This is a genomic window from Stenotrophomonas sp. SMYL11 (assembly GCF_036320005.1).
GTDB classification, from domain to species: domain Bacteria; phylum Pseudomonadota; class Gammaproteobacteria; order Xanthomonadales; family Xanthomonadaceae; genus Stenotrophomonas; species Stenotrophomonas maltophilia_A.
Map to the genome: position 1 here is coordinate 801,976 of NZ_JAWIRS010000001.1, position 17,273 is coordinate 819,248.

17 protein-coding genes are annotated in these 17,273 nt (G+C 67.6%); 13 read left to right on the plus strand and 4 right to left on the minus strand.

Going from position 1 to position 17,273, the window contains the following annotated elements:
* Positions 1-82: 82 nt before the first annotated feature.
* Complete coding sequence (locus V3B46_RS03710; protein ID WP_154353093.1) at positions 83-685, minus strand: DUF998 domain-containing protein; 603 nt, start codon at positions 683-685, stop codon at positions 83-85.
* A gap of 125 nt (positions 686-810) precedes the next feature.
* Here V3B46_RS03710 and trxA point away from each other — a divergent pair, with 125 nt between their 5' ends.
* The 3 genes from trxA to V3B46_RS03725 all read left to right on the plus strand — a co-directional run bounded on the left by trxA (position 811) and on the right by V3B46_RS03725 (position 5,095).
* Complete coding sequence (gene trxA / locus V3B46_RS03715) at positions 811-1,668, plus strand: thioredoxin (protein ID WP_164171392.1); 858 nt, start codon at positions 811-813, stop codon at positions 1,666-1,668.
* Positions 1,669-1,775: 107 nt separating this feature from the next.
* Positions 1,776-3,476: a FecR family protein gene (locus V3B46_RS03720; protein WP_329891160.1), complete on the plus strand. Its 1,701-nt coding sequence runs from the start codon at positions 1,776-1,778 to the stop codon at positions 3,474-3,476.
* Positions 3,473-5,095: a CHASE2 domain-containing protein gene (locus V3B46_RS03725; RefSeq protein WP_329891161.1), complete on the plus strand. Its 1,623-nt coding sequence runs from the start codon at positions 3,473-3,475 to the stop codon at positions 5,093-5,095. Before V3B46_RS03720 ends, V3B46_RS03725 begins: the two co-directional genes overlap by 4 nt.
* 52 nt (positions 5,096-5,147) lie before the next feature.
* Here the strand turns inward: V3B46_RS03725 and V3B46_RS03730 are convergent, their stop codons facing one another.
* Entirely contained in the window at positions 5,148-5,534 is a 387-nt protein-coding gene (locus V3B46_RS03730) for an REP-associated tyrosine transposase (RefSeq protein ID WP_329891162.1), read from the minus strand.
* 289 nt (positions 5,535-5,823) lie between these two features.
* Between V3B46_RS03730 and V3B46_RS03735 the strand changes: the two genes are divergently transcribed.
* Positions 5,824-6,276 carry a DUF4442 domain-containing protein gene (locus tag V3B46_RS03735; protein ID WP_329891163.1) on the plus strand — a complete coding sequence of 151 codons (453 nt, stop codon included), beginning with the start codon at positions 5,824-5,826 and terminating at the stop codon, positions 6,274-6,276.
* A gap of 7 nt (positions 6,277-6,283) precedes the next feature.
* Here the strand turns inward: V3B46_RS03735 and V3B46_RS03740 are convergent, their stop codons facing one another.
* Positions 6,284-7,600 carry a hypothetical protein gene (locus V3B46_RS03740; RefSeq protein WP_329891164.1) on the minus strand — a complete coding sequence of 439 codons (1,317 nt, stop codon included), beginning with the start codon at positions 7,598-7,600 and terminating at the stop codon, positions 6,284-6,286.
* A gap of 76 nt (positions 7,601-7,676) precedes the next feature.
* Between V3B46_RS03740 and V3B46_RS03745 the strand changes: the two genes are divergently transcribed.
* The 9 genes from V3B46_RS03745 (at position 7,677) to rnfB (ending at position 16,612) form a co-directional block, all read left to right on the plus strand.
* Positions 7,677-8,372 carry a DUF502 domain-containing protein gene (locus tag V3B46_RS03745; protein ID WP_106468777.1) on the plus strand — a complete coding sequence of 232 codons (696 nt, stop codon included), beginning with the start codon at positions 7,677-7,679 and terminating at the stop codon, positions 8,370-8,372.
* The gene (locus V3B46_RS03750; RefSeq protein WP_154353100.1) at positions 8,369-9,154 is read left to right on the plus strand and encodes a queuosine precursor transporter; all 786 of its coding nucleotides are present in this window, start codon (positions 8,369-8,371) and stop codon (positions 9,152-9,154) included. The genes V3B46_RS03745 and V3B46_RS03750 overlap by 4 nt, the downstream gene beginning before the upstream one ends.
* A gap of 94 nt (positions 9,155-9,248) precedes the next feature.
* Entirely contained in the window at positions 9,249-11,189 is a 1,941-nt protein-coding gene (locus tag V3B46_RS03755; RefSeq protein WP_329891165.1) for a DUF885 domain-containing protein, read from the plus strand.
* Between the two features lie 17 nt (positions 11,190-11,206).
* Positions 11,207-12,277 carry a serine hydrolase domain-containing protein gene (locus V3B46_RS03760; protein WP_329891166.1) on the plus strand — a complete coding sequence of 357 codons (1,071 nt, stop codon included), beginning with the start codon at positions 11,207-11,209 and terminating at the stop codon, positions 12,275-12,277.
* Positions 12,274-12,678 carry an SMU1112c/YaeR family gloxylase I-like metalloprotein gene (gene gloA2, locus V3B46_RS03765; RefSeq protein WP_154353103.1) on the plus strand — a complete coding sequence of 135 codons (405 nt, stop codon included), beginning with the start codon at positions 12,274-12,276 and terminating at the stop codon, positions 12,676-12,678. Before V3B46_RS03760 ends, gloA2 begins: the two co-directional genes overlap by 4 nt.
* Before the next feature lie 195 nt (positions 12,679-12,873).
* Positions 12,874-13,317: a DUF2147 domain-containing protein gene (locus V3B46_RS03770; RefSeq protein WP_032130402.1), complete on the plus strand. Its 444-nt coding sequence runs from the start codon at positions 12,874-12,876 to the stop codon at positions 13,315-13,317.
* 101 nt (positions 13,318-13,418) lie between these two features.
* Positions 13,419-15,506, plus strand: a complete 2,088-nt coding sequence (gene metG, locus V3B46_RS03775; RefSeq protein WP_329891167.1) for a methionine--tRNA ligase — start codon at positions 13,419-13,421, stop codon at positions 15,504-15,506.
* Positions 15,507-15,582: 76 nt separating this feature from the next.
* Positions 15,583-16,173, plus strand: coding sequence for an HAD family hydrolase (locus V3B46_RS03780; protein WP_049463206.1), 591 nt, complete (start codon positions 15,583-15,585; stop codon positions 16,171-16,173).
* Positions 16,174-16,198: 25 nt separating this feature from the next.
* Positions 16,199-16,612 (plus strand): Rnf electron transport complex subunit RnfB, encoded by a 414-nt coding sequence (gene rnfB, locus V3B46_RS03785; RefSeq protein WP_154353106.1) that lies wholly within the window; start codon positions 16,199-16,201, stop codon positions 16,610-16,612.
* Positions 16,613-16,763: 151 nt separating this feature from the next.
* Here the strand turns inward: rnfB and V3B46_RS03790 are convergent, their stop codons facing one another.
* Positions 16,764-17,111 carry a RidA family protein gene (locus tag V3B46_RS03790; RefSeq protein WP_005410556.1) on the minus strand — a complete coding sequence of 116 codons (348 nt, stop codon included), beginning with the start codon at positions 17,109-17,111 and terminating at the stop codon, positions 16,764-16,766.
* Positions 17,112-17,273 lie beyond the last annotated feature (162 nt).

A 17,273-nucleotide genomic window follows, 5' to 3' on the forward strand; every position in this document is an offset into this window, starting at 1 on the left:
AGCGGTACAGCGTACCGCAGTGCGGCAAACGTCTCCAATCCCGCCCGCTGAAGGCAGGCTCTGCGAGCGCCCGAGGCCGGTCTCAGCGCGGCCGCGACAACGGCAGGGCCAGGGCCAGCCAGGCCGTCCAGCAGGCGAACGCAAGCCGTTGTGCCAGCGGCGCCGCCAACACGCCCTGCGGGGCAAACGCCGCCAGCGCGGCCAGTACGCCACAGGCGAGCGCCACTGCGCCCAGCGCGCGGCCATGCGTCTGGCGCAACTGCGACGTGCCCAGCAGCAGGGTCCCGGCAACGAAACCCAGCACCCAGATCATCCAGGCGCTGGCGTGCAGCTGGCTGGCCGGCCCGTGCAGGTCATCCACATCCAGCGGCAGCAGCCCCATCGCGGCGAACGCCAACCCGGCCAGCAGCAGCATCTGGCTGCCCACCCGCGGCGCCCAGCCGGCGGTTGCCGGCAGCCCACGGCGCAGGCACTCGGCCACAACCACCGCCAGCAGGCCCGGCAGCACGAAGCCCAGCAGATTGAAGGCCAGCGCATGCGGCACCCCCTGTGCACCCAGCAGCGCCACCGGGTGGCGAGCCTGTGCGTAGCCATCCAGGCCGGCGCCGAAACCGAGCACCGCCAGCACGAACAGCAGTGCGGCGACCAGACCGGACAGGCGCAGCAACGGGGACAGGGACGACATGCAGGCTCCGGAAAGGACGGCGACAGGAAGGCGGCATTGTCAGGCATTTACTACAACCCGGGTTGAGACCGGCATCGATCGTCACCATAGAATCGGTCTCCAGACGCCAAACGATGCTTCCCGCCATGACCGAGACGACCTACGTATTCGACGCTACCACTGCGACCTTCGAGGCCGAAGTCCTGCAGAAGTCGCTGCAGACGCCGGTGCTGGTCGACTTCTGGGCCACCTGGTGCGGGCCGTGCAAGACCCTCGGCCCGATGCTGGAAAAGCTGGCAGCCGAATACAACGGCGCCTTCGAGCTGGCCAAGGTCGACGTCGACGCCGAACAGCAGATCGCTGCGGCCTTCCAGATCCGCTCGGTGCCGACCGTATTCCTGGTCAAGGGCGGCCAGCTGGTGGATGGCTTCCCGGGGGCGATCCCGGAAGGTCAGCTGCGTGAATTCCTGGCCCAGCATGGCATCGTGCCGGCCGACATCGGCGACGCCGCTGCCGAGGACGAGGCTCCGCTGGACCCGCAGGCACAGGTGGATGTGCTGCGCGCACAGATCGCCGCCGAGCCGGACAAGGATGAGCTGAAGCTCGACCTGGCCCTGGCCCTGCTGCAGATCGGCGGCGTGGACGAAGCCGGCACGCTGATCGACGGCCTGCCCGCCAACCTCGCCACCGACGACCGTGCCGTACGCGCCCGTGCCCGCCTGTCATTCGCCGCCGCGCTGAAGGACGCCCCGGCCGCTGACGTGCTGGACGCGCGCATCGCCGCCGATGGCAAGGACCTCAAGGCCCGTCACCTGCGCGGCGTGCAGCTGCTGCTGGGTGGCCACGATGAAGCCGCACTCGCCCAGTTCCTGGAAATGCTGCGGATCGACCGCGCCTTCGAGGAAGGACTGCCGCGCAAGGCCCTGATCGACGCCTTCAATGTGATCTCCGACGAGGACCTAGTCGGCCAGTATCGCCGCCGGATGGCCTCCCTGCTGTTCTGAACGGGAACCCACTTCGTTCAGAATCCCTGCACTGAACGCGGGCAATAATGCGCGGGATGGCGGCCGTACGGTCGCCACGATCCGTTCGGGGGGATGAGGTCGGGGCCATGGGGTCTTGCAGCTGCGCCCCCGCATTGCCGGGATTGCAAACTGTGACCTTCGTCCGCTCGCTGTCGTTCGCCATGCGCTTCCAGGGCGCGCTGCTCTGCGCTCTTCTCTTCCTGCCGGCCATGGCCGCCGCCCAGGACTGGAACTACCGGGTCCGTCCCGGCGATACCCTGTGGGATCTGGGAGGCCTGTACCTCAAGCCCTCGGTGCGCTGGCAGCAGCTGCAACAGCACAACCGCATCGACAACCCCTACCAGCTGCCACCGGGGCAGCTGCTGCGCTTCCCGATCAGCTGGCTGCGCATCGAACCGGCACCTGCCCGTGTGCTGTCGGTGCGCGGCAAGGTCGAACTGTCAGGCGCCGATGGCAGCGCCTCGCGCGCGATACTCGCCGGGGAACAACTTCGCATCGGTGACACCGTGCAGACCGAAGGCGACTCCAGCGTCACGCTTGAATTCGCTGACGCCTCGCGCCTGCAGCTGCGCGAGTACTCCCGGCTGCGCCTGGACCAGCTCAGCCGCTACGGCCACACCGGCATGGTCGATACCCGCCTGCGCCTGCAGCAGGGCCGTGCCAGCAACCGGGTGACGCCCGCCCGCGGCCCGGCGTCGCGCTACATCATCGATGCCCCCACCGCGACCAGCAGCGTGCGCGGTACCGTGTTCCGGGTCAGCGCCGGCGACACAGCCCATGTCGCGGCCACCGAGGTCCTGCAGGGCAAGGTGCAGGTCGGCAACACCCATGGCCGGCGCATGGTCCAACCTGGACAGGCCAGCCGCAGCAGCAGCGCAGACGCAGCCCCTGCTGCGGTCTCGCCCCTGCTGCCGGCGCCGACGCTGCGAAATGACCAGCTTCGGCTGGCGCCGCTGCCGACCTTGCTGGCCTGGGAAGCGGTGCCCGGCGCCGCGCACTACCGCGTGGAAGTGGTCGAGGCGGCAACGCCGGAAATCCTGCTGTTTGCCGCCACCACCGCCGACACCCGGCTGGCGATCGGTGACCTGCCCCCCGGCCAGCTGCGCATCCTGTTGCGCGCGGTGGATGCGCAGGGCGTGGAAGGCCTCGACGCCAGCGCCGATTTCGAACTCAGCGACCAGCCGCCGCCGCCGCTGACGGTGACCCCGCTGCATGGCCAGACGATCAACAGCGACCGGCCGCGTTTCCGTTGGAGCCAGGCCCCCGGCGCACGCAGCAGCGTGCTGCAGATCGCCGCCGAGCCGAGCTTTGTGCAGCCACTGCAGGAACAGACGACCCAAGGCACCGACCTGCGCCTGGCGCAGCCACTGCCGCCGGGCCAGTACTTCTGGCGCGTGGCCTCGCGCGATGGCAACGGCCACCAGGGCCGCTATGGCCAGGCGCTGCCCCTGCAACTGAGCAATGAACCGGTCGACCCTGCCCTGCAGCCGCCTGAAGCCGCGCATGGCGAGCTGACCCTGCGCTGGCAGGCCGGCAGCGAAGGCCAGCAGTACCGGGTGCAGGTGGACCGTCGTGGCGACTTCAGGACACCCCTGGTCGACCAGACCGTGAGCGAGCCGCAGGTCAGCTTCAAGCGGCCGTGGAGCGGCACCCTGCATGTGCGTGTGCAGTACATCGACGACGATGGTCATGCGGGTGAGTACTCACCGGCGCAGCAGATCACGCTGCCCTGCCGCCTGTGCTACGGCGCCGGTGGTGGCGCCCTGCTGCTGTTGCTGTTGTTATGAGGCGCTCGCCGCTGCCGTGGTCGAAGCGGATCCTGCTGGCACTGCTGGCCGGGGTGCTGACGGTGATCGCCAGCCAGGGCCAGTGGCTGTGGCGGCAGGACGAAGCTGCCTACGACGCCATGGTCGGCAACTGGGACTACCGCCCCGACCCCAGCGTGCTGATCGTGGCCATCGACGAGGGCAGCCTGCAGCGCATCGGCCAATGGCCCTGGCCCCGCTCGATCCATGCCCGCCTGCTCGACCGGCTGACCGATGCCGGTGCCGAGCGCGTCGCACTGGACCTGATGCTGTCCGAACCTGATCGTCGCGACAGCCGCCAGGACGATGAACTGGCCGCCGCGATACGCCGCAACGGCCGGGTGGTGCTGCCGGTACTCGCGGCGCCGGCCGCCGGCGACCGCATGGCCGAGGAAATGCTGCCGATTCCGCAGATCGCGGCCAGTGCCGCAGCGATCGGCCACACAGATGTGGAAGTGGATGGCGATGGTGTCGCCCGCGGCGTGTACCTGCGTGCAGGCATCGGCCAGGCCCACTGGCCCGCACTGGGCCTGGCGCTGGCCGACCTGCCGGCGGGCGCGGTGCACGGCCTGCCCGACCCCGATCCTGAGATCGGCTCGCCCTATCAATGGCGGCGCAACGACTACGTGCGCGTGCGCTATGCCGGGCCGCCCGAGCGCCTGCCGCAGGTGTCCTATGCCGACGTGCTGGATGGTCACGTGGACATGGCGATGCTGCATGGCCGCCGCATCGTGGTAGGCATGACCGCCAGCGGCATCGCACCGCGTTTGCTGACCCCGACTACCCGCGAGTTCTGGATGAGCGGCAGTGAGTACCAGGCCAACATCGCTTCGATGCTGCTGCAGCATAAGCAGATCGATCTGCTGCCACGCCTCTGGCAGCACGCCATCAGCGGCGTGCTGGTGGCGCTGTGCGTGATCCTGCTCGGCCTGCGCCTGCCATGGCTTGCCGCGCTGTGCTCACTACCGCTTCCTCCGCTGCTGAGCTGGTTGCTGTTGCGCGCCGGTGACCTGTGGTGGGCACCGGCCAGCGCCATGCTGGGCATCCTGCTGGTGCTGCTGGCCTGGGCGATCTGGCGCGTCTCAGCCTGGCACCGCCTGGCCAACCGCGATGCGCTGACCGGTCTCGGCAATCGCCTGCGTTTCGAGCAGTCGCTGCAACAGGAATGCGATGCCGCGCGACGCAGTGGCAAGTCCCTGAGCCTGGCGCTGATCGACGTTGACCATTTCAAGCGCCACAACGACCGCCATGGGCATCAGGTCGGCGACCGCGTGCTGCGCGATGTCGCACGCCTGATCGGTGCGCATGCGCGACGCCCTCGCGACATGGCCGCGCGCTACGGTGGCGACGAGTTCGCACTGGTGCTGCCCGATACCCCGGCCGAGGGCGCGCGCCAGGTCATCGAGGACCTGATTGCCTGCGTGCGTGCACTGCCGGCGCCCGGTGACGGCAGCGAAGCGGGCGTCACCCTCACCATCGGCGTGTTCATCCGCGTACCCGACGGCACGCTGCAACCACACCATTTCGTCGAAGGCGCCGACACCGCGTTGTACCAGGCCAAGGCCAACGGCCGCGACGGGTATGTCATCGACGGCGCATGACGCAGGACATGCACACCACCTGTAGAGTCGAGCTTGCTCGACTGCCTCCGCCTCATTCCAGCGGCCAGCGACACCACGCAAGCGGATAGTCTCCCAGCCTCGATGTCAGGCCCGCGCGCACGGGGTTGGCCAGTACATACAGTGACTGTTGCCGAACATCCTCCTCATTCCGGATCAGATGATCGTAGTAGCCCCGCTGCCACACCGGCCGTCCTTCATCGGAGTGCGCATTGACTGCAATGGCCACTCTGGACTTCAGTGACTGCATGCATCGCCCCAGGGCTTCTTGACGCAGCTGCATGACCCAGTGCAGATGATCGGGCATTACCACCCAGGCAAATGATCGCGTGAGTCCACGGCGGTCACTGTCACGAAGGCCGTCCATCAGGGTCGCCGCGTGTCGCGTATCTGCAAAGATGCGTCGACGACCCGCAGTCACAGTGGTGACTACTTAGAAGCATCCGATTACGGAAAATCGACCGCGCAACAAGGCAGGGCTGGGCATGTAAACAGCATGGGCCGGGGACCGAGCCGTACCCATCGGGAAAACCCTGAAATAGCTATCGGATGGCGTCGAGCGTATTCGCTGCTGCCCCTGAAAGCAGTCGAGCAAGCTCGACTCTACAATTCGCCGGACCACGCCCGAATCGTGCGGACGCCCGCCCGGGGTGCAACATACGCATGCGAATGGTTAGACTGGTCACCTCGCCCTGCGCCCCCGGACCCGCATGAACGCCCGCCTGTTCCGCTTCGGTATCAATCTCTGGCCGCCGTTCCTGTTCACCGGCATCCACGTCACCCGGGTCTCGCCGGACTACCGGCAGATCGACGTCGAACTGCGCATGCGGCCCTGGAACCGCAACTACGTCGGCACGCATTTCGGCGGCAGCCTGTTTGCGATGACCGATCCGTTCTGGATGCTTGGCCTGCTGCACATCCTCGGCCGCGACTACTACGTGTGGGACCGTGCCGGTGCAATCGATTTCCTCAAGCCCGGCAGAGGCACCGTGCGTACGTCGTTCCGCATCGATGACGCACTGCTGGACGAGCTGCGCACCGAAGCCGTCGCTGGTGACAAAGTGCTGAGATGGTTCAGCAATGATGTCGTCGATGAAAGCGGCGAGGTGGTCGCCCAGGTGCGCAAGCAGGTCTACCTGCGGTTGAAGCCACACGCACGCTGAGCGCGCTTCAGTCACGTCCCGCCGCAGTCGAAGCCGATTCCTTCTGCAACGGCACCGACAGCCACGGGTTCTCATCAGCGCTGCGCGCTGGAGAGCGACGCGCCACCTGCACGTGGCGGCCGTCGGCCGCCAGCTGCGGCGCCCGCACCGGCGAGCGGAACTGCACCGGCAGGCGCGGCAGCGCCTCTGCAGGATCATCCGTCTGCTGCCGCAGCCAACGCTGCGCCCCCAGCAGCCGCACCATCGCCGCCGCATCCTGGGACCGTGACGAATATGCGGGATAGGCAGGCGCGGCGATCTCGGTCAGCACGCACCCCATCACGTTGGACAGGCAACCGAAATCCCGCTGCGGCGGTGCCTGTACCGGCAACGGCCGATCGGCCTCCAGCGCGGCCATCGCGGCTGCACCACAGGCCCAGCCAAGATTGCCGGCCACGCGCGCCAACGTACTGCTCCGATCCAGCACCAGGACGCCACCAGATTCCTGGGCCGAGGACTCGATCGCCGCCCGGCTCATCGCGTACTCGCCCTGCATGGCACGGCACAGGCTCTGTTCCTCTGCGCGCAGCGGTTGCATGGCTTGTTCGCACTCCGCCGGCAAGGGGCGGTCGGCCGGCAGTTCGACCAGCATGTCGGCCAGCAGCTGGGCATTGGCCTGCACCAGGCTGGCACCGATGATGCTCTCGACCAGATAGCTGCTGCCGGGCACCAGCCGCCGGCCCAGCTGCAGGCCACGGCAGGCGCCTCGCAGGGCACCGTCGATATCGCCCTGCACATAGGCCAGCGCGCGTGCACTGGTGGCGTCCATCACCAGGCCATAGGTCGGCAACGGAACCAGAATGCCCTCGCCCTTCGGCTGGAACGGCGACACGAAGTAGTCCGCTTCGGCGAGCTGATCCAGCCGCGCATGCAACTGCTGGTGCCCGGCATGGGCCTCCACGAAGCGTTGCGGGTCCACGCGGACCTGGGCGAGGCAGCCGCTGGTGGTCGGCCCGCAACTGGCACCGGGCCGCAAGTGCAGCTCGCTATGGTTGGCCACCAGGTGTGTCTGGCCGCCGCTGCTGCCCCGCAGGTCGGCCTCCCAACGACGCACGTCCTCGGCCAGCGCCTGCTCGCGCTGGCGGGCATCCAGATCGTCGAACGGCAACGTCCACAGCAGCGCATAACCGTTGTGGCCGGTCGCCGGAAGGCGTGCTTCCAGTCGCTGCTGCGCCTGCAGCCGCGATTCGGGCACAGGCCACATGCGCGAGGCGCACCACACCACGATGGCCAGCACCAGCAGGCCTGCCAGGGTCCAGCCCAGTCCGCGCAGAATCTTCAACACAGCTTCCCTTCCATGTGCCGTTGCCGCAGTCGATTCCCCAGCGTAATCGACCGGCCGTGACCGCTACAATGCGCGCATGTCGCTCGAAGCCCCCGCCCTGGTCCCCCGCCCCTCCCTGCAGCGCCTGTTCCTGACCGGCCTGCTGACCCTGCTGCCGATCTGGCTGACCTGGGTCGTGGTCAAGTTCGTGTTCGTGCTGCTGTCGGGCATTTCCAGCCCGCTGGTGGTACCGCTGTCCGAGCAGATCGCGACAAGCTTCCCGCACTACCTTGGCTGGGTCCGCGCCGAATGGATCCAGGACACCATCGCCCTGCTGGCCACCCTGCTGGTGATCCTGGCGGTGGGCGTGGCCAGCCGCCGCGTGCTCGGCCAGCGCCTGCTGCGCTGGGTGGGCGCGGTCATCAAGCGCATTCCGCTGGCCAGCATCATCTACGACAGCGCCAAGAAGCTGCTGGACATGCTGCAGACCGAACCGGGCAGCACCCAGCGCGTGGTACTGATCGACTTCCCGCACCGCGACATGAAATCGGTCGGTCTGGTCACCCGCGTGATCAAGGAGCACGGCACCGACCGTGAGCTGGCTGCGGTGTATGTACCGACCACGCCGAACCCGACCTCGGGTTATCTGGAGATCGTGCCGGTGGAGCTGCTGACCCCGACCGACTGGACCGTCGACCAGGCGATGAGCTTCATCATTTCCGGCGGTGCCGTGGCGCCGTCCAGCGTGCCGTTCACCCGTGCCGGCGAACGCACCGGCGAACGCAGCGAATGACACCGGCGCCGATCGAGCGCCCACTGCAGGACCGCGCGGTCCTGCTGTTCATCGTGCTGGCCGCGTTCTTCTGCGGCAATGCGGTGCTGGCCGAGCTGATCGGGGTGAAGATCTTCGCGCTGGAAGACACCCTGGGCATCGCTCCGCTGAACTGGAACCTGTTCGGCCAGACCGGCTCGCTCAGCTTCACCGCCGGCACCCTGTTGTGGCCGGTGGTGTTCATCATGACCGACACCATCAACGAGTTCTTCGGCAAGCGTGGCGTGCGCTTCATCTCGTGGCTGGCGGTGGTGCTGATCGGCTACGGCTTCCTGTTCGCCTTCGCGGCCATTTCGCTGGCGCCGGCCAGCTGGTGGGTCACGTCGATGGATGGCCACGGCGTGCCCGACTACCAGGCCGCGTTCGCGGCGGTGTTCGGCCAGGGCATGTGGACCATCGCCGGCTCGCTGGTGGCCTTCCTGCTCGGCCAGCTGATCGACGTGGCGGTGTTCCATCGCATCCGCCAGGCCACCGGCGAACGCCACGTGTGGCTGCGCGCGACCGGATCGACTGCGGTCTCGCAGGTGGTCGACAGCTTCGTGGTGATCTGGATCGCCTTCGTGCTGGGCCCGCAACACTGGCCGACCTCGCTGTTCCTGGCGGTCAGCAGCGTCAACTACATCTACAAGATGGGCTTTGCGATCGCCCTGATTCCGTTGCTGTACCTGATGCGGCGTGCCATCACCCGCTATCTGGGTACCGAGCGAGCCGCATCGTTGCGCGCCGCCGCTGCGGCTGACTGAAGCCCCAGCAGCAAAAAGCTGACTGCGCCTTCACGCTGGCCGTACGCGGCCGGATCGTGCAAGCTCCACGGTCTGTGTTCCACGGAAGCTCCTGATGCCGCATCCCACCCGCGCCCTGGCCGCCGCCATCGCCGCGTTGTTCCTGTTCAGCGCCGTGCCGTCGGCCGAAGCAGCGAAAAAGAAGACCAGCCGCCCTGCCGCCGCGCAGACCCGCCAGGCCGCCAAGCCCAAGGCCCGGCCCGCCCGCGCCACCGCGCCGGCCCGTGGCAGTTCGGCGCGCCGCGCCACGCCGCGTCCGGTCGCACCGGCCCGCGCCGTACCCAAGCAGGTGCAGCTGGAGCGCCTGTATGACGAATACTGGGATGCCTCGATGCGGTTGAATCCGCTGCAGGCCACTTTCCAGGGCGAGGCCCGCTACAACGACCAGCTGCCCAACATCCTGTCCGCCGCCTGGCGCCAGCAGTCGCACGACTTCACCACCGAGTGGCTGGGCAAGGTCGAGAAACTCGGCAGCGATGGCCTGCAGGGCCAGGACCTGCTCAGCTACGAGATCTTCGTGCGCGACGCACGCGCCTCGCTGGCCGCCGAGCGCTACCCGAGCTGGATGATGCCGATCAGCCAGTACTACAACATCGGCAGCATCATGGCGATCCTCGGTGCCGGTGCCGGCGCACAGCCGTTCAACACCGTGCAGGACTACGACACCTGGTCGCGCCGTTCGCTCGGCATTCCCGAGCTGTTCGACCAGGCCATCGACAACATGCGCCAGGGCATGAAGGCCGGCGTGGTACAGCCGCGCGACCTGATGGAAAAAGTGCTGCCGCAGCTGGATGCAGTGATCAAGCCGACCGCCGAAGAAAGCATCTTCTGGTCGCCGGTCCGCACCATGCCGAACACCATCGCGGCCGAGGACAAGGCGCGCATCAGTGCCGAGTACAAGCGCATGATCGAACTGCGCATCATGCCGGCCTACCGCGCCCTGCGCGGCTTCATCGCCACCGAATACCTGCCCGCCACCCGCGCCAGCAGCGGCCTGGGCGCACTGCCCGATGGCCAGGCCTGGTACGCCAACCTGATCGTGCAGACCACCGCCAGCGACCAGACCGCCGCGCAGCTGCACGCGCTGGGCGAACAACGCGTGCAGGAACTGCAGGCCCAGATCGCCACCGTGATGAAGGACGCCAAGCTGCGCGGCACGCCGGCCAAGCTGCTGCGCAGCATGCGTAACGACCGCCAATTCCAGTACGGCGACGCCAACGCATTGATCAACCGCTACCGCCAGGTGCAGCAGCAGGTCAACGCACGCCTGCCGCAGGTGCTCGATACCCTGCCCAAGTCCACACTGGACGTGCGCGCAGTGGAACCGGAACGTGCGCTGACCGCCGCCGCAGCAGCCTATCAGCCGTCACCGACCGGGCAACCCGGCGTGCTGTACGTGAACACCCGCGACCTGGCCAGCCGCAAGCGCTGGAACGTGCCGGTGCAGTACCTGCACGAAGCGATCCCCGGCCACCACGTGCAGCTGGGCCTGCAGCAGGAGCTGGCCAAGCTGCCGCGCTTCCGCCGCCTCGGTGGCGACCTCGCCTTCGTCGAAGGCTGGGGCCTGTACGCGGAAACGCTGGGTGAGAACCTCGGCGTCTACACCGATCCCTACGATCGCATCGGCTACCTGTATTCGCGCCTGCTGCGCGCTGCCCGCGTGGTGGTCGACACCGGCGTGAACGCCCAGGGCTGGAGCAAGCAGCAGGCCGTGGCCTACCTGCAGAAGACCGTGGACATGAGCAGTGACGACGCCAACGCCGAAGTCGAGCGGATCATGGCCCAGCCCGGCCAGGCGCTGTCCAACGTGGCCGGCCTGACCACCATTGTCGCCCTGCGCGACAAGGCCAAGGCACGCCAGGGTGCCGCCTTCGACCTGCGCCGCTTCCACGCCGAACTGCTGAAGGACGGCTCGATGCCGCTGGACGTGCTGGACCGCAAGATGGAACGCTGGATGGCGCAGCCGGCCAGCGCCACACCCGCGCCTTCACCCTGATCCACTCCGGAGCCGCCATGCGCCCTGCTGTCGCCTGGTTCGCCGTCATGCTGGGCCTGTTACCACTGGCAAGCTCCGCCGCACCGGTGCTGACCCCACCGGATGCGGGTATCGACGGCCTGATGCAGGCCTACGATGGCCAGGTGCCCGGCGCCGCAGTGCTGGTACTGCACGACGGGCAACCGGTGTTCCGTCGCGGCTATGGCCTGGCGGTGGTGGAAGACGGTACTGCGGTGACCGCCGCCAGCAACTTCCGGCTGGCCTCGGTCAGCAAGCAGTTCACCGCTGCGGCAGTGCTGCTGCTGGTGGAAGACGGCCGGCTGGGGCTGGACCAACCGGCCCGGCAGTGGCTGCCCGAGCTGCCGCCGGTTGCAGCGGCCATCACCCTCCGCCACCTGCTCTCGCACACCAGTGGCCTGCTCGACTACGAAGACCTGATCGACCCTGCTGACCCTCGGCAGGTGCATGACGCCGAAGTGCTGACCCTGCTGTCGCGCGCGGACCGCCTGAATTTCGCACCCGGCACGCAGTACCGCTACAGCAACAGCGGCTATGCACTGCTGGCAATGATCGTCGGCCGCGCCTCCGGCCAGGATTTCGCGAGCTTCCTGCAGCAGCGCATCTTCCGCCCACTGGGCATGGCGCATACCGTGGCCCACCAGGACGGCGTCGATACCATCGCCGCGCGCGCCTATGGCTACAGTTGGATCGATGGCCGTTGGCAACGCACCGACCAGAGCACCACCAGCGCCGTGCTCGGCGATGGCGGCATCTATTCCTCGCTGGACGACCTGGCCCGCTGGGATGCGGCGCTGTACGACGACCGCCTGCTGTCGAAAGCCTCGCGCCGCGCCATGTTCAGCCCGGCCACATCCACGCCCGAACCGGATGTGCCGCACTACGGCTTCGGCTGGCGCCTGAATGGCCCGGTGCAATGGCACAGTGGCGAGAGCATCGGCTTCCGCAACGTGATCGTGCGCCATCCGGAGAAGCACCTGACCGTGATCGTACTGACCAACCGCAACGATCCCGAACCGTATCCGCTGGCGCAGAAGATCGCCCAGCGCTGGCTGGACACCCTGCAATGAACACCGCTTCCGACGCCCTGCTGGGCATCCACCATGCCGCACTGATCTGCAGTGACTACGCACGCTCGAAGGACTTCTACGCGCGCATCCTCGGCCTGCGCGTGCTGGCCGAGAACCACCGTGCCGCGCGCGACTCCTGGAAGCTGGACCTGGCCCTGCCCGACGGTGGCCAGCTGGAACTGTTCTCGTTCCCCTCGCCGCCGCCCCGTCCCAGCCGCCCGGAAGCCCAGGGCCTGCGCCACCTCGCGTTCCGCGTCGCCCGGCTGGAACCCTTCATCCAGCGCCTGGCCGCGCATGGCGTCGCCTGCGAACCGATCCGCGTGGACGAATACACTGGCCGCCGCTTCACCTTCTTCGCCGACCCCGACGACCTGCCGCTGGAGCTGTACGAGGTCGGTTGAGCGTTCTTCAATCGATATTCATCCACGCATGGCGTGGATCTACCGTGTCGACCAAGGTCGACACCTACCAACAGCCGCAGAAATCTGTCGGAGGCGGGGCGCAGCCCTGCAAAGCCCCCTTCCCCATACCCCGCCGAATGGGTATACAGTCGACCCATGCCGGCAGCGTGCCGGAATGAACCCTGGGAGGGGACCATGCGCAACACCTTCAAGACCCTGCTGCTGGCACTGCCGCTGTGCCTGGCCGCCCTGTCGGCACAGGCCGCCGACGGCGCCGCCGGCCGCTGGAAGACCATCGACGACAAGACCGGCAAGGTGAAGTCGATCGTCGAGATCAGCCAGGCCGCCAACGGCACGCTGACCGGCAAGGTGGTCGACATCCTGCACTCGGACAAGGGCCCGAACCCGGTCTGCGACGGCTGTGAAGGCGCCAACAAGAACAAGCCGGTGAAGGGCATGACCATTCTCTGGAACCTGAAGGCCGACGGCGCCAACAAGTGGTCCGGCGGCACCATCCTCGACCCGGCCAACGGCAAGACCTACAAGTCGAAGATGGAACTGCAGCCCGGCGGCACCAAGCTGGACGTGTCCGGCTGCATTGCCTTCATCTGCCGCGCGCAGACCTGGCAGCGCGAATAAGCCCCCGGGCCCCGCTTCATCCCCGTGACCCGGCTTCGGCCGGGTCACGTCGTTGCGGGCATGCGATACTCTGCGGTTCCCCTCGGCTTCACCCCGCGACCATGACCCGTACCGCGCTCGTCACCACCGCCCTGCCCTACGCCAACGGCCCGCTCCACCTGGGCCACCTGGTCGGCTACATCCAGGCCGACATCTGGGTGCGTGCGCGGCGAATGAGTGGCGGCAAGGCCTGGTTCGTCTGCGCCGACGACACCCACGGCACGCCGATCATGCTGGCCGCGGAGAAGGCCGGGGTCACCCCGGAAACCTTCATCGCCAACATCCAGGCCAGTCACGAACGTGACTTCGCCGCCTTCGGCGTGGCCTTCGATCACTACGACTCGACCAATTCGGCGGCCAACAAGGCGCTGACCGAGCAGTTCTACCTGAAGCTGGAAGCGGCCGGCCACATCAGCCGCCGCTCGGTGGCGCAGTTCTATGACCCGGCCAAGGGCATGTTCCTGCCCGACCGCTACGTCAAGGGCATCTGTCCGAACTGCGGCAGCCCGGACCAGTACGGCGACAACTGCGAAGTCTGCGGCGCCACCTATGCGCCGACCGACCTGAAGGAGCCGCGTTCGGTCATCTCCGGTGCCACGCCGGAAATGCGCGATTCGGAGCATTTCTTCTTCGAGGTGGGCCACTTCGATGCGTTCCTGCGCGAATGGCTGGCCGGCGACGTCGCCCTGCCCGGCGTGAAGGCCAAGCTGGGTGAGTGGCTCAATGCCGAAGGTGGCCTGCGCGCGTGGGACATCTCGCGCGACGCACCGTACTTCGGTTTCCAGATTCCCGGCCAGCCGGGCAAGTACTTCTACGTCTGGCTGGACGCGCCGATCGGCTATCTCTCCAGCTTCCAGACCCTGTGCGGCAAGCTCGGCGAAGACTTCGAGGCGCACCTGCGCGCCGGCACCGCCACCGAGCTGCACCACTTCATCGGCAAGGACATCGTCAACTTCCACGGCCTGTTCTGGCCGGCGGTGCTGCATGGCACCGGCCACCGCGCGCCGACCCGCCTGCACGTCAACGGCTACCTGACCGTGGACGGCGCCAAGATGAGCAAATCGCGCGGCACCTTCGTGATGGCGCGCACCTTCCTCGACGCCGGCCTGGAGCCGGAAGCGCTGCGCTACTACTACGCCGCCAAGTCCGGCGGTGGCGTCGACGATCTCGACCTGAACCTGGGTGACTTCATCGCCCGCGTCAACGCCGACCTGGTCGGCAAGTTCGTCAACCTGGCCAGCCGCTGCGCCGGCTTCATCAGCAAGCGTTTCGACGGCCAGCTGGCCGCACAGCTGCCCGATGCGGCGCAGTACCAGCGCTTCGTCGACGGCCTGGCGCCGATCCGTGAAGCCTACGAGCGCAACGATCCGGCCGCGGCGATCCGCCTGACCATGACCCTGGCCGACGAAGCCAACCGCTACATCGACGACGTCAAGCCGTGGGTGATCGCCAAGCAGGATGGCGCCGACGCGCAGCTGCAGGCCGTGTGCAGCCAGGGCCTGAACCTGTTCCGCGTGCTGGTCACCGCACTGAAGCCGGTGCTGCCGGCCACCGCTGCGCAGGCCGAGGCCTTCCTGGCCGCGCCCGTGAACGACTGGACCGACCTGGTGCAGCCGCTGCTGGGCCATCGCATCACCGAGTACACCCCGCTGTTCACCCGTATCGACCCGAAGAAGATTGACGCCATGATCGACGCCTCCAAGGACACCCTGCAGCCGGCCGCCGCTGCCGCCCCCGCCGCCAGGACCGACGCCGCCAAGCCGGCCGCACCGGCACCGGCACCGGCCAAGGACGAAGCCAAGGATGCCGACGCCCCGGCCTACATCGGCATCGACGATTTCGCCAAGCTCGACCTGCGCATCGGCAAGGTGCTGGTCTGCGAGTTCGTGGAAGGTTCTGACAAGCTGCTGCGCTTCGAACTGGACGCCGGCGAGCTGGGCAAGCGCCAGATCTTCTCCGGCATCCGCGCCAGCTACGGCGAGCCGGAGAAGCTGGTCGGCCGCAGTGTGGTGTTCATCGCCAACCTGGCCCCGCGCAAGATGCGCTTCGGCCTGAGCGAAGGCATGATCCTTTCGGCCGGTTTCGACGGCGGCGCGCTGGCGCTGCTGGACGCCGACAGCGGCGCGCAGCCGGGCATGCCGGTCCGCTGATGCCCGCAGCGGGCGTGGTTGCGGCCACGCCCGCCGGCAGCACCGGCCTCGGGGCAACGCGATGGGAGGCAACGGAATGGAACTGGCGCTGTTCGACTTCGACCACACCGTGACCACCTGCGATACCTATGGCCGATTCCTGCGCCGCGTGGCCACCGCCGAACAGTTGGCACAAGCGTGGTGGAAAGTCGGCCCGTGGCTGGCCGCGTACAAGCTGAAACTGATCTCGGCCGAACGCATCCGCGCGCGCGTCACCCGTCTGACCTTCAGCGACCGCCACAGCGATGACATCGCCACGCTGGCGGCCGGCTTCTCGCGTGAGTTCCTGCCCGACGTGGTGCGCCCGGAAATGCTGGAGCAGATCCGCTGGCACAAGGAGCAACAGCACACCGTGGTGATCGTGTCCGGCTCACTGGACCTGTATCTGCGCCCGTGGTGCGAACAGCTCGGCCTGCAGTTGATCTGCAACCGGCTGGAAAGCCAGGACGGTCGTCTGACTGGTCGCTATGCCGGTGGCGACTGCGGCCCGCGCAAGGTCGAGCACATCCGCCGCCAGTTCGATCTGTCGCGTTACGTGCGCATCCACGCCTACGGCGACAGTTCCGAAGACAAGCCGATGCTGGCGCTGGCCCACGAGCGCTGGTTCCGTGGCAAACCCTTGAAGTAACCGAAACGCGCAGCCTTCGCCACGCATGAGCCTGATTCCTCCCCTGACCGAACGCCTCGACCGCCTGCTGCCGCAGACCCAATGCGGGCAATGCGGCTACGACGGCTGCCGCCCGTACGCACAGGCCATGGCGCGCGGCGAGGCAGGCGTGGACCGCTGCCCGCCGGGCGGCGATGCCGGTGCGCGCGCACTGGCACAGGTGCTGGGCGTACCCGCCATTCCGTTCGATCGCTCACGCGGCGAGCACAAGGCACCGCAGGTGGCATTGATCGTGGAAGCCGACTGCATCGGCTGCACCAAGTGCATCCAGGCCTGCCCGGTGGATGCCATCGTCGGTGGCGCCAAGTACATGCACACGGTGATCGCCGATCTGTGCACCGGTTGCGAGCTGTGCATTCCACCGTGCCCGGTGGATTGCATCGAGCTGGTGCCAACGTAGCCACCAGACCAACCGGCAGTGGAGCGGCGGGGTAGAGTCGACTGTTAGTCGACTGCTCTTCGTTCCGGCGGCGCAAAACCCCTCGCTGCGCGCGATGGTCGACTAACAGTCGACTCTACCCTCCGCTGGTGGGACCTGACCTTGCCTGCCGTTACGGTACCGCCGCCGTCACTACGATCTCGACCTTCCAGTCAGCGTGGGCCAGCTTGGCCTCGACCGTGGCACGCGCCGGGGTCGCACCCTCGACCACCCACTCATCCCACGCCTTGTTCATGCCGTCGAAGTCGGCCATGTCGGCCAGGAACACCTCGGCGCGCAGCACGTGCTGGCGGTCACTGGCGACCAACGCCAGCAGCTTGTCGATTTCTGCCAGCACCTGCCGGGTCTGGCCGGTGATGTCCTGGCTGGTGTCTTCCGGAATCTGGCCGGAGAGATAGGCGACCTTGTTGTATACGGTCATTTCGGACATGCGCGGTCCGACGTCGTAACGCTCCATCATGGGCGTGGCTCCTGCGGTTGATCAGGCCTGCATTGTCCTCCAAACCGGTCGACGGTGGGTGCACGGGCATCCTCCGCGACACGTCACTACCGGGCTCCGACGTTCCCACTGGTCAAATGACGATGACAGGCGCACGATGCGCCACGCCCGCGTTGACACCGC

Coding starts and splice junctions, on each gene's coding strand:
- V3B46_RS03760 (WP_329891166.1), top strand. CDS start 11,207: ATGCGCCCTGCTGTCGCCTGGTTCGCCGTCATGCTGGGCCTGTTACCA.
- V3B46_RS03750 (WP_154353100.1), top strand. CDS start 8,369: ATGACACCGGCGCCGATCGAGCGCCCACTGCAGGACCGCGCGGTCCTG.
- V3B46_RS03710 (WP_154353093.1), bottom strand. CDS start 685: ATGTCGTCCCTGTCCCCGTTGCTGCGCCTGTCCGGTCTGGTCGCCGCA.
- V3B46_RS03755 (WP_329891165.1), top strand. CDS start 9,249: ATGCCGCATCCCACCCGCGCCCTGGCCGCCGCCATCGCCGCGTTGTTC.
- V3B46_RS03790 (WP_005410556.1), bottom strand. CDS start 17,111: ATGATGGAGCGTTACGACGTCGGACCGCGCATGTCCGAAATGACCGTA.
- V3B46_RS03725 (WP_329891161.1), top strand. CDS start 3,473: ATGAGGCGCTCGCCGCTGCCGTGGTCGAAGCGGATCCTGCTGGCACTG.
- V3B46_RS03770 (WP_032130402.1), top strand. CDS start 12,874: ATGCGCAACACCTTCAAGACCCTGCTGCTGGCACTGCCGCTGTGCCTG.
- V3B46_RS03720 (WP_329891160.1), top strand. CDS start 1,776: ATGGGGTCTTGCAGCTGCGCCCCCGCATTGCCGGGATTGCAAACTGTG.
- rnfB (WP_154353106.1), top strand. CDS start 16,199: ATGAGCCTGATTCCTCCCCTGACCGAACGCCTCGACCGCCTGCTGCCG.
- metG (WP_329891167.1), top strand. CDS start 13,419: ATGACCCGTACCGCGCTCGTCACCACCGCCCTGCCCTACGCCAACGGC.
- V3B46_RS03780 (WP_049463206.1), top strand. CDS start 15,583: ATGGAACTGGCGCTGTTCGACTTCGACCACACCGTGACCACCTGCGAT.
- V3B46_RS03735 (WP_329891163.1), top strand. CDS start 5,824: ATGAACGCCCGCCTGTTCCGCTTCGGTATCAATCTCTGGCCGCCGTTC.
- trxA (WP_164171392.1), top strand. CDS start 811: ATGACCGAGACGACCTACGTATTCGACGCTACCACTGCGACCTTCGAG.
- V3B46_RS03745 (WP_106468777.1), top strand. CDS start 7,677: ATGTCGCTCGAAGCCCCCGCCCTGGTCCCCCGCCCCTCCCTGCAGCGC.
- gloA2 (WP_154353103.1), top strand. CDS start 12,274: ATGAACACCGCTTCCGACGCCCTGCTGGGCATCCACCATGCCGCACTG.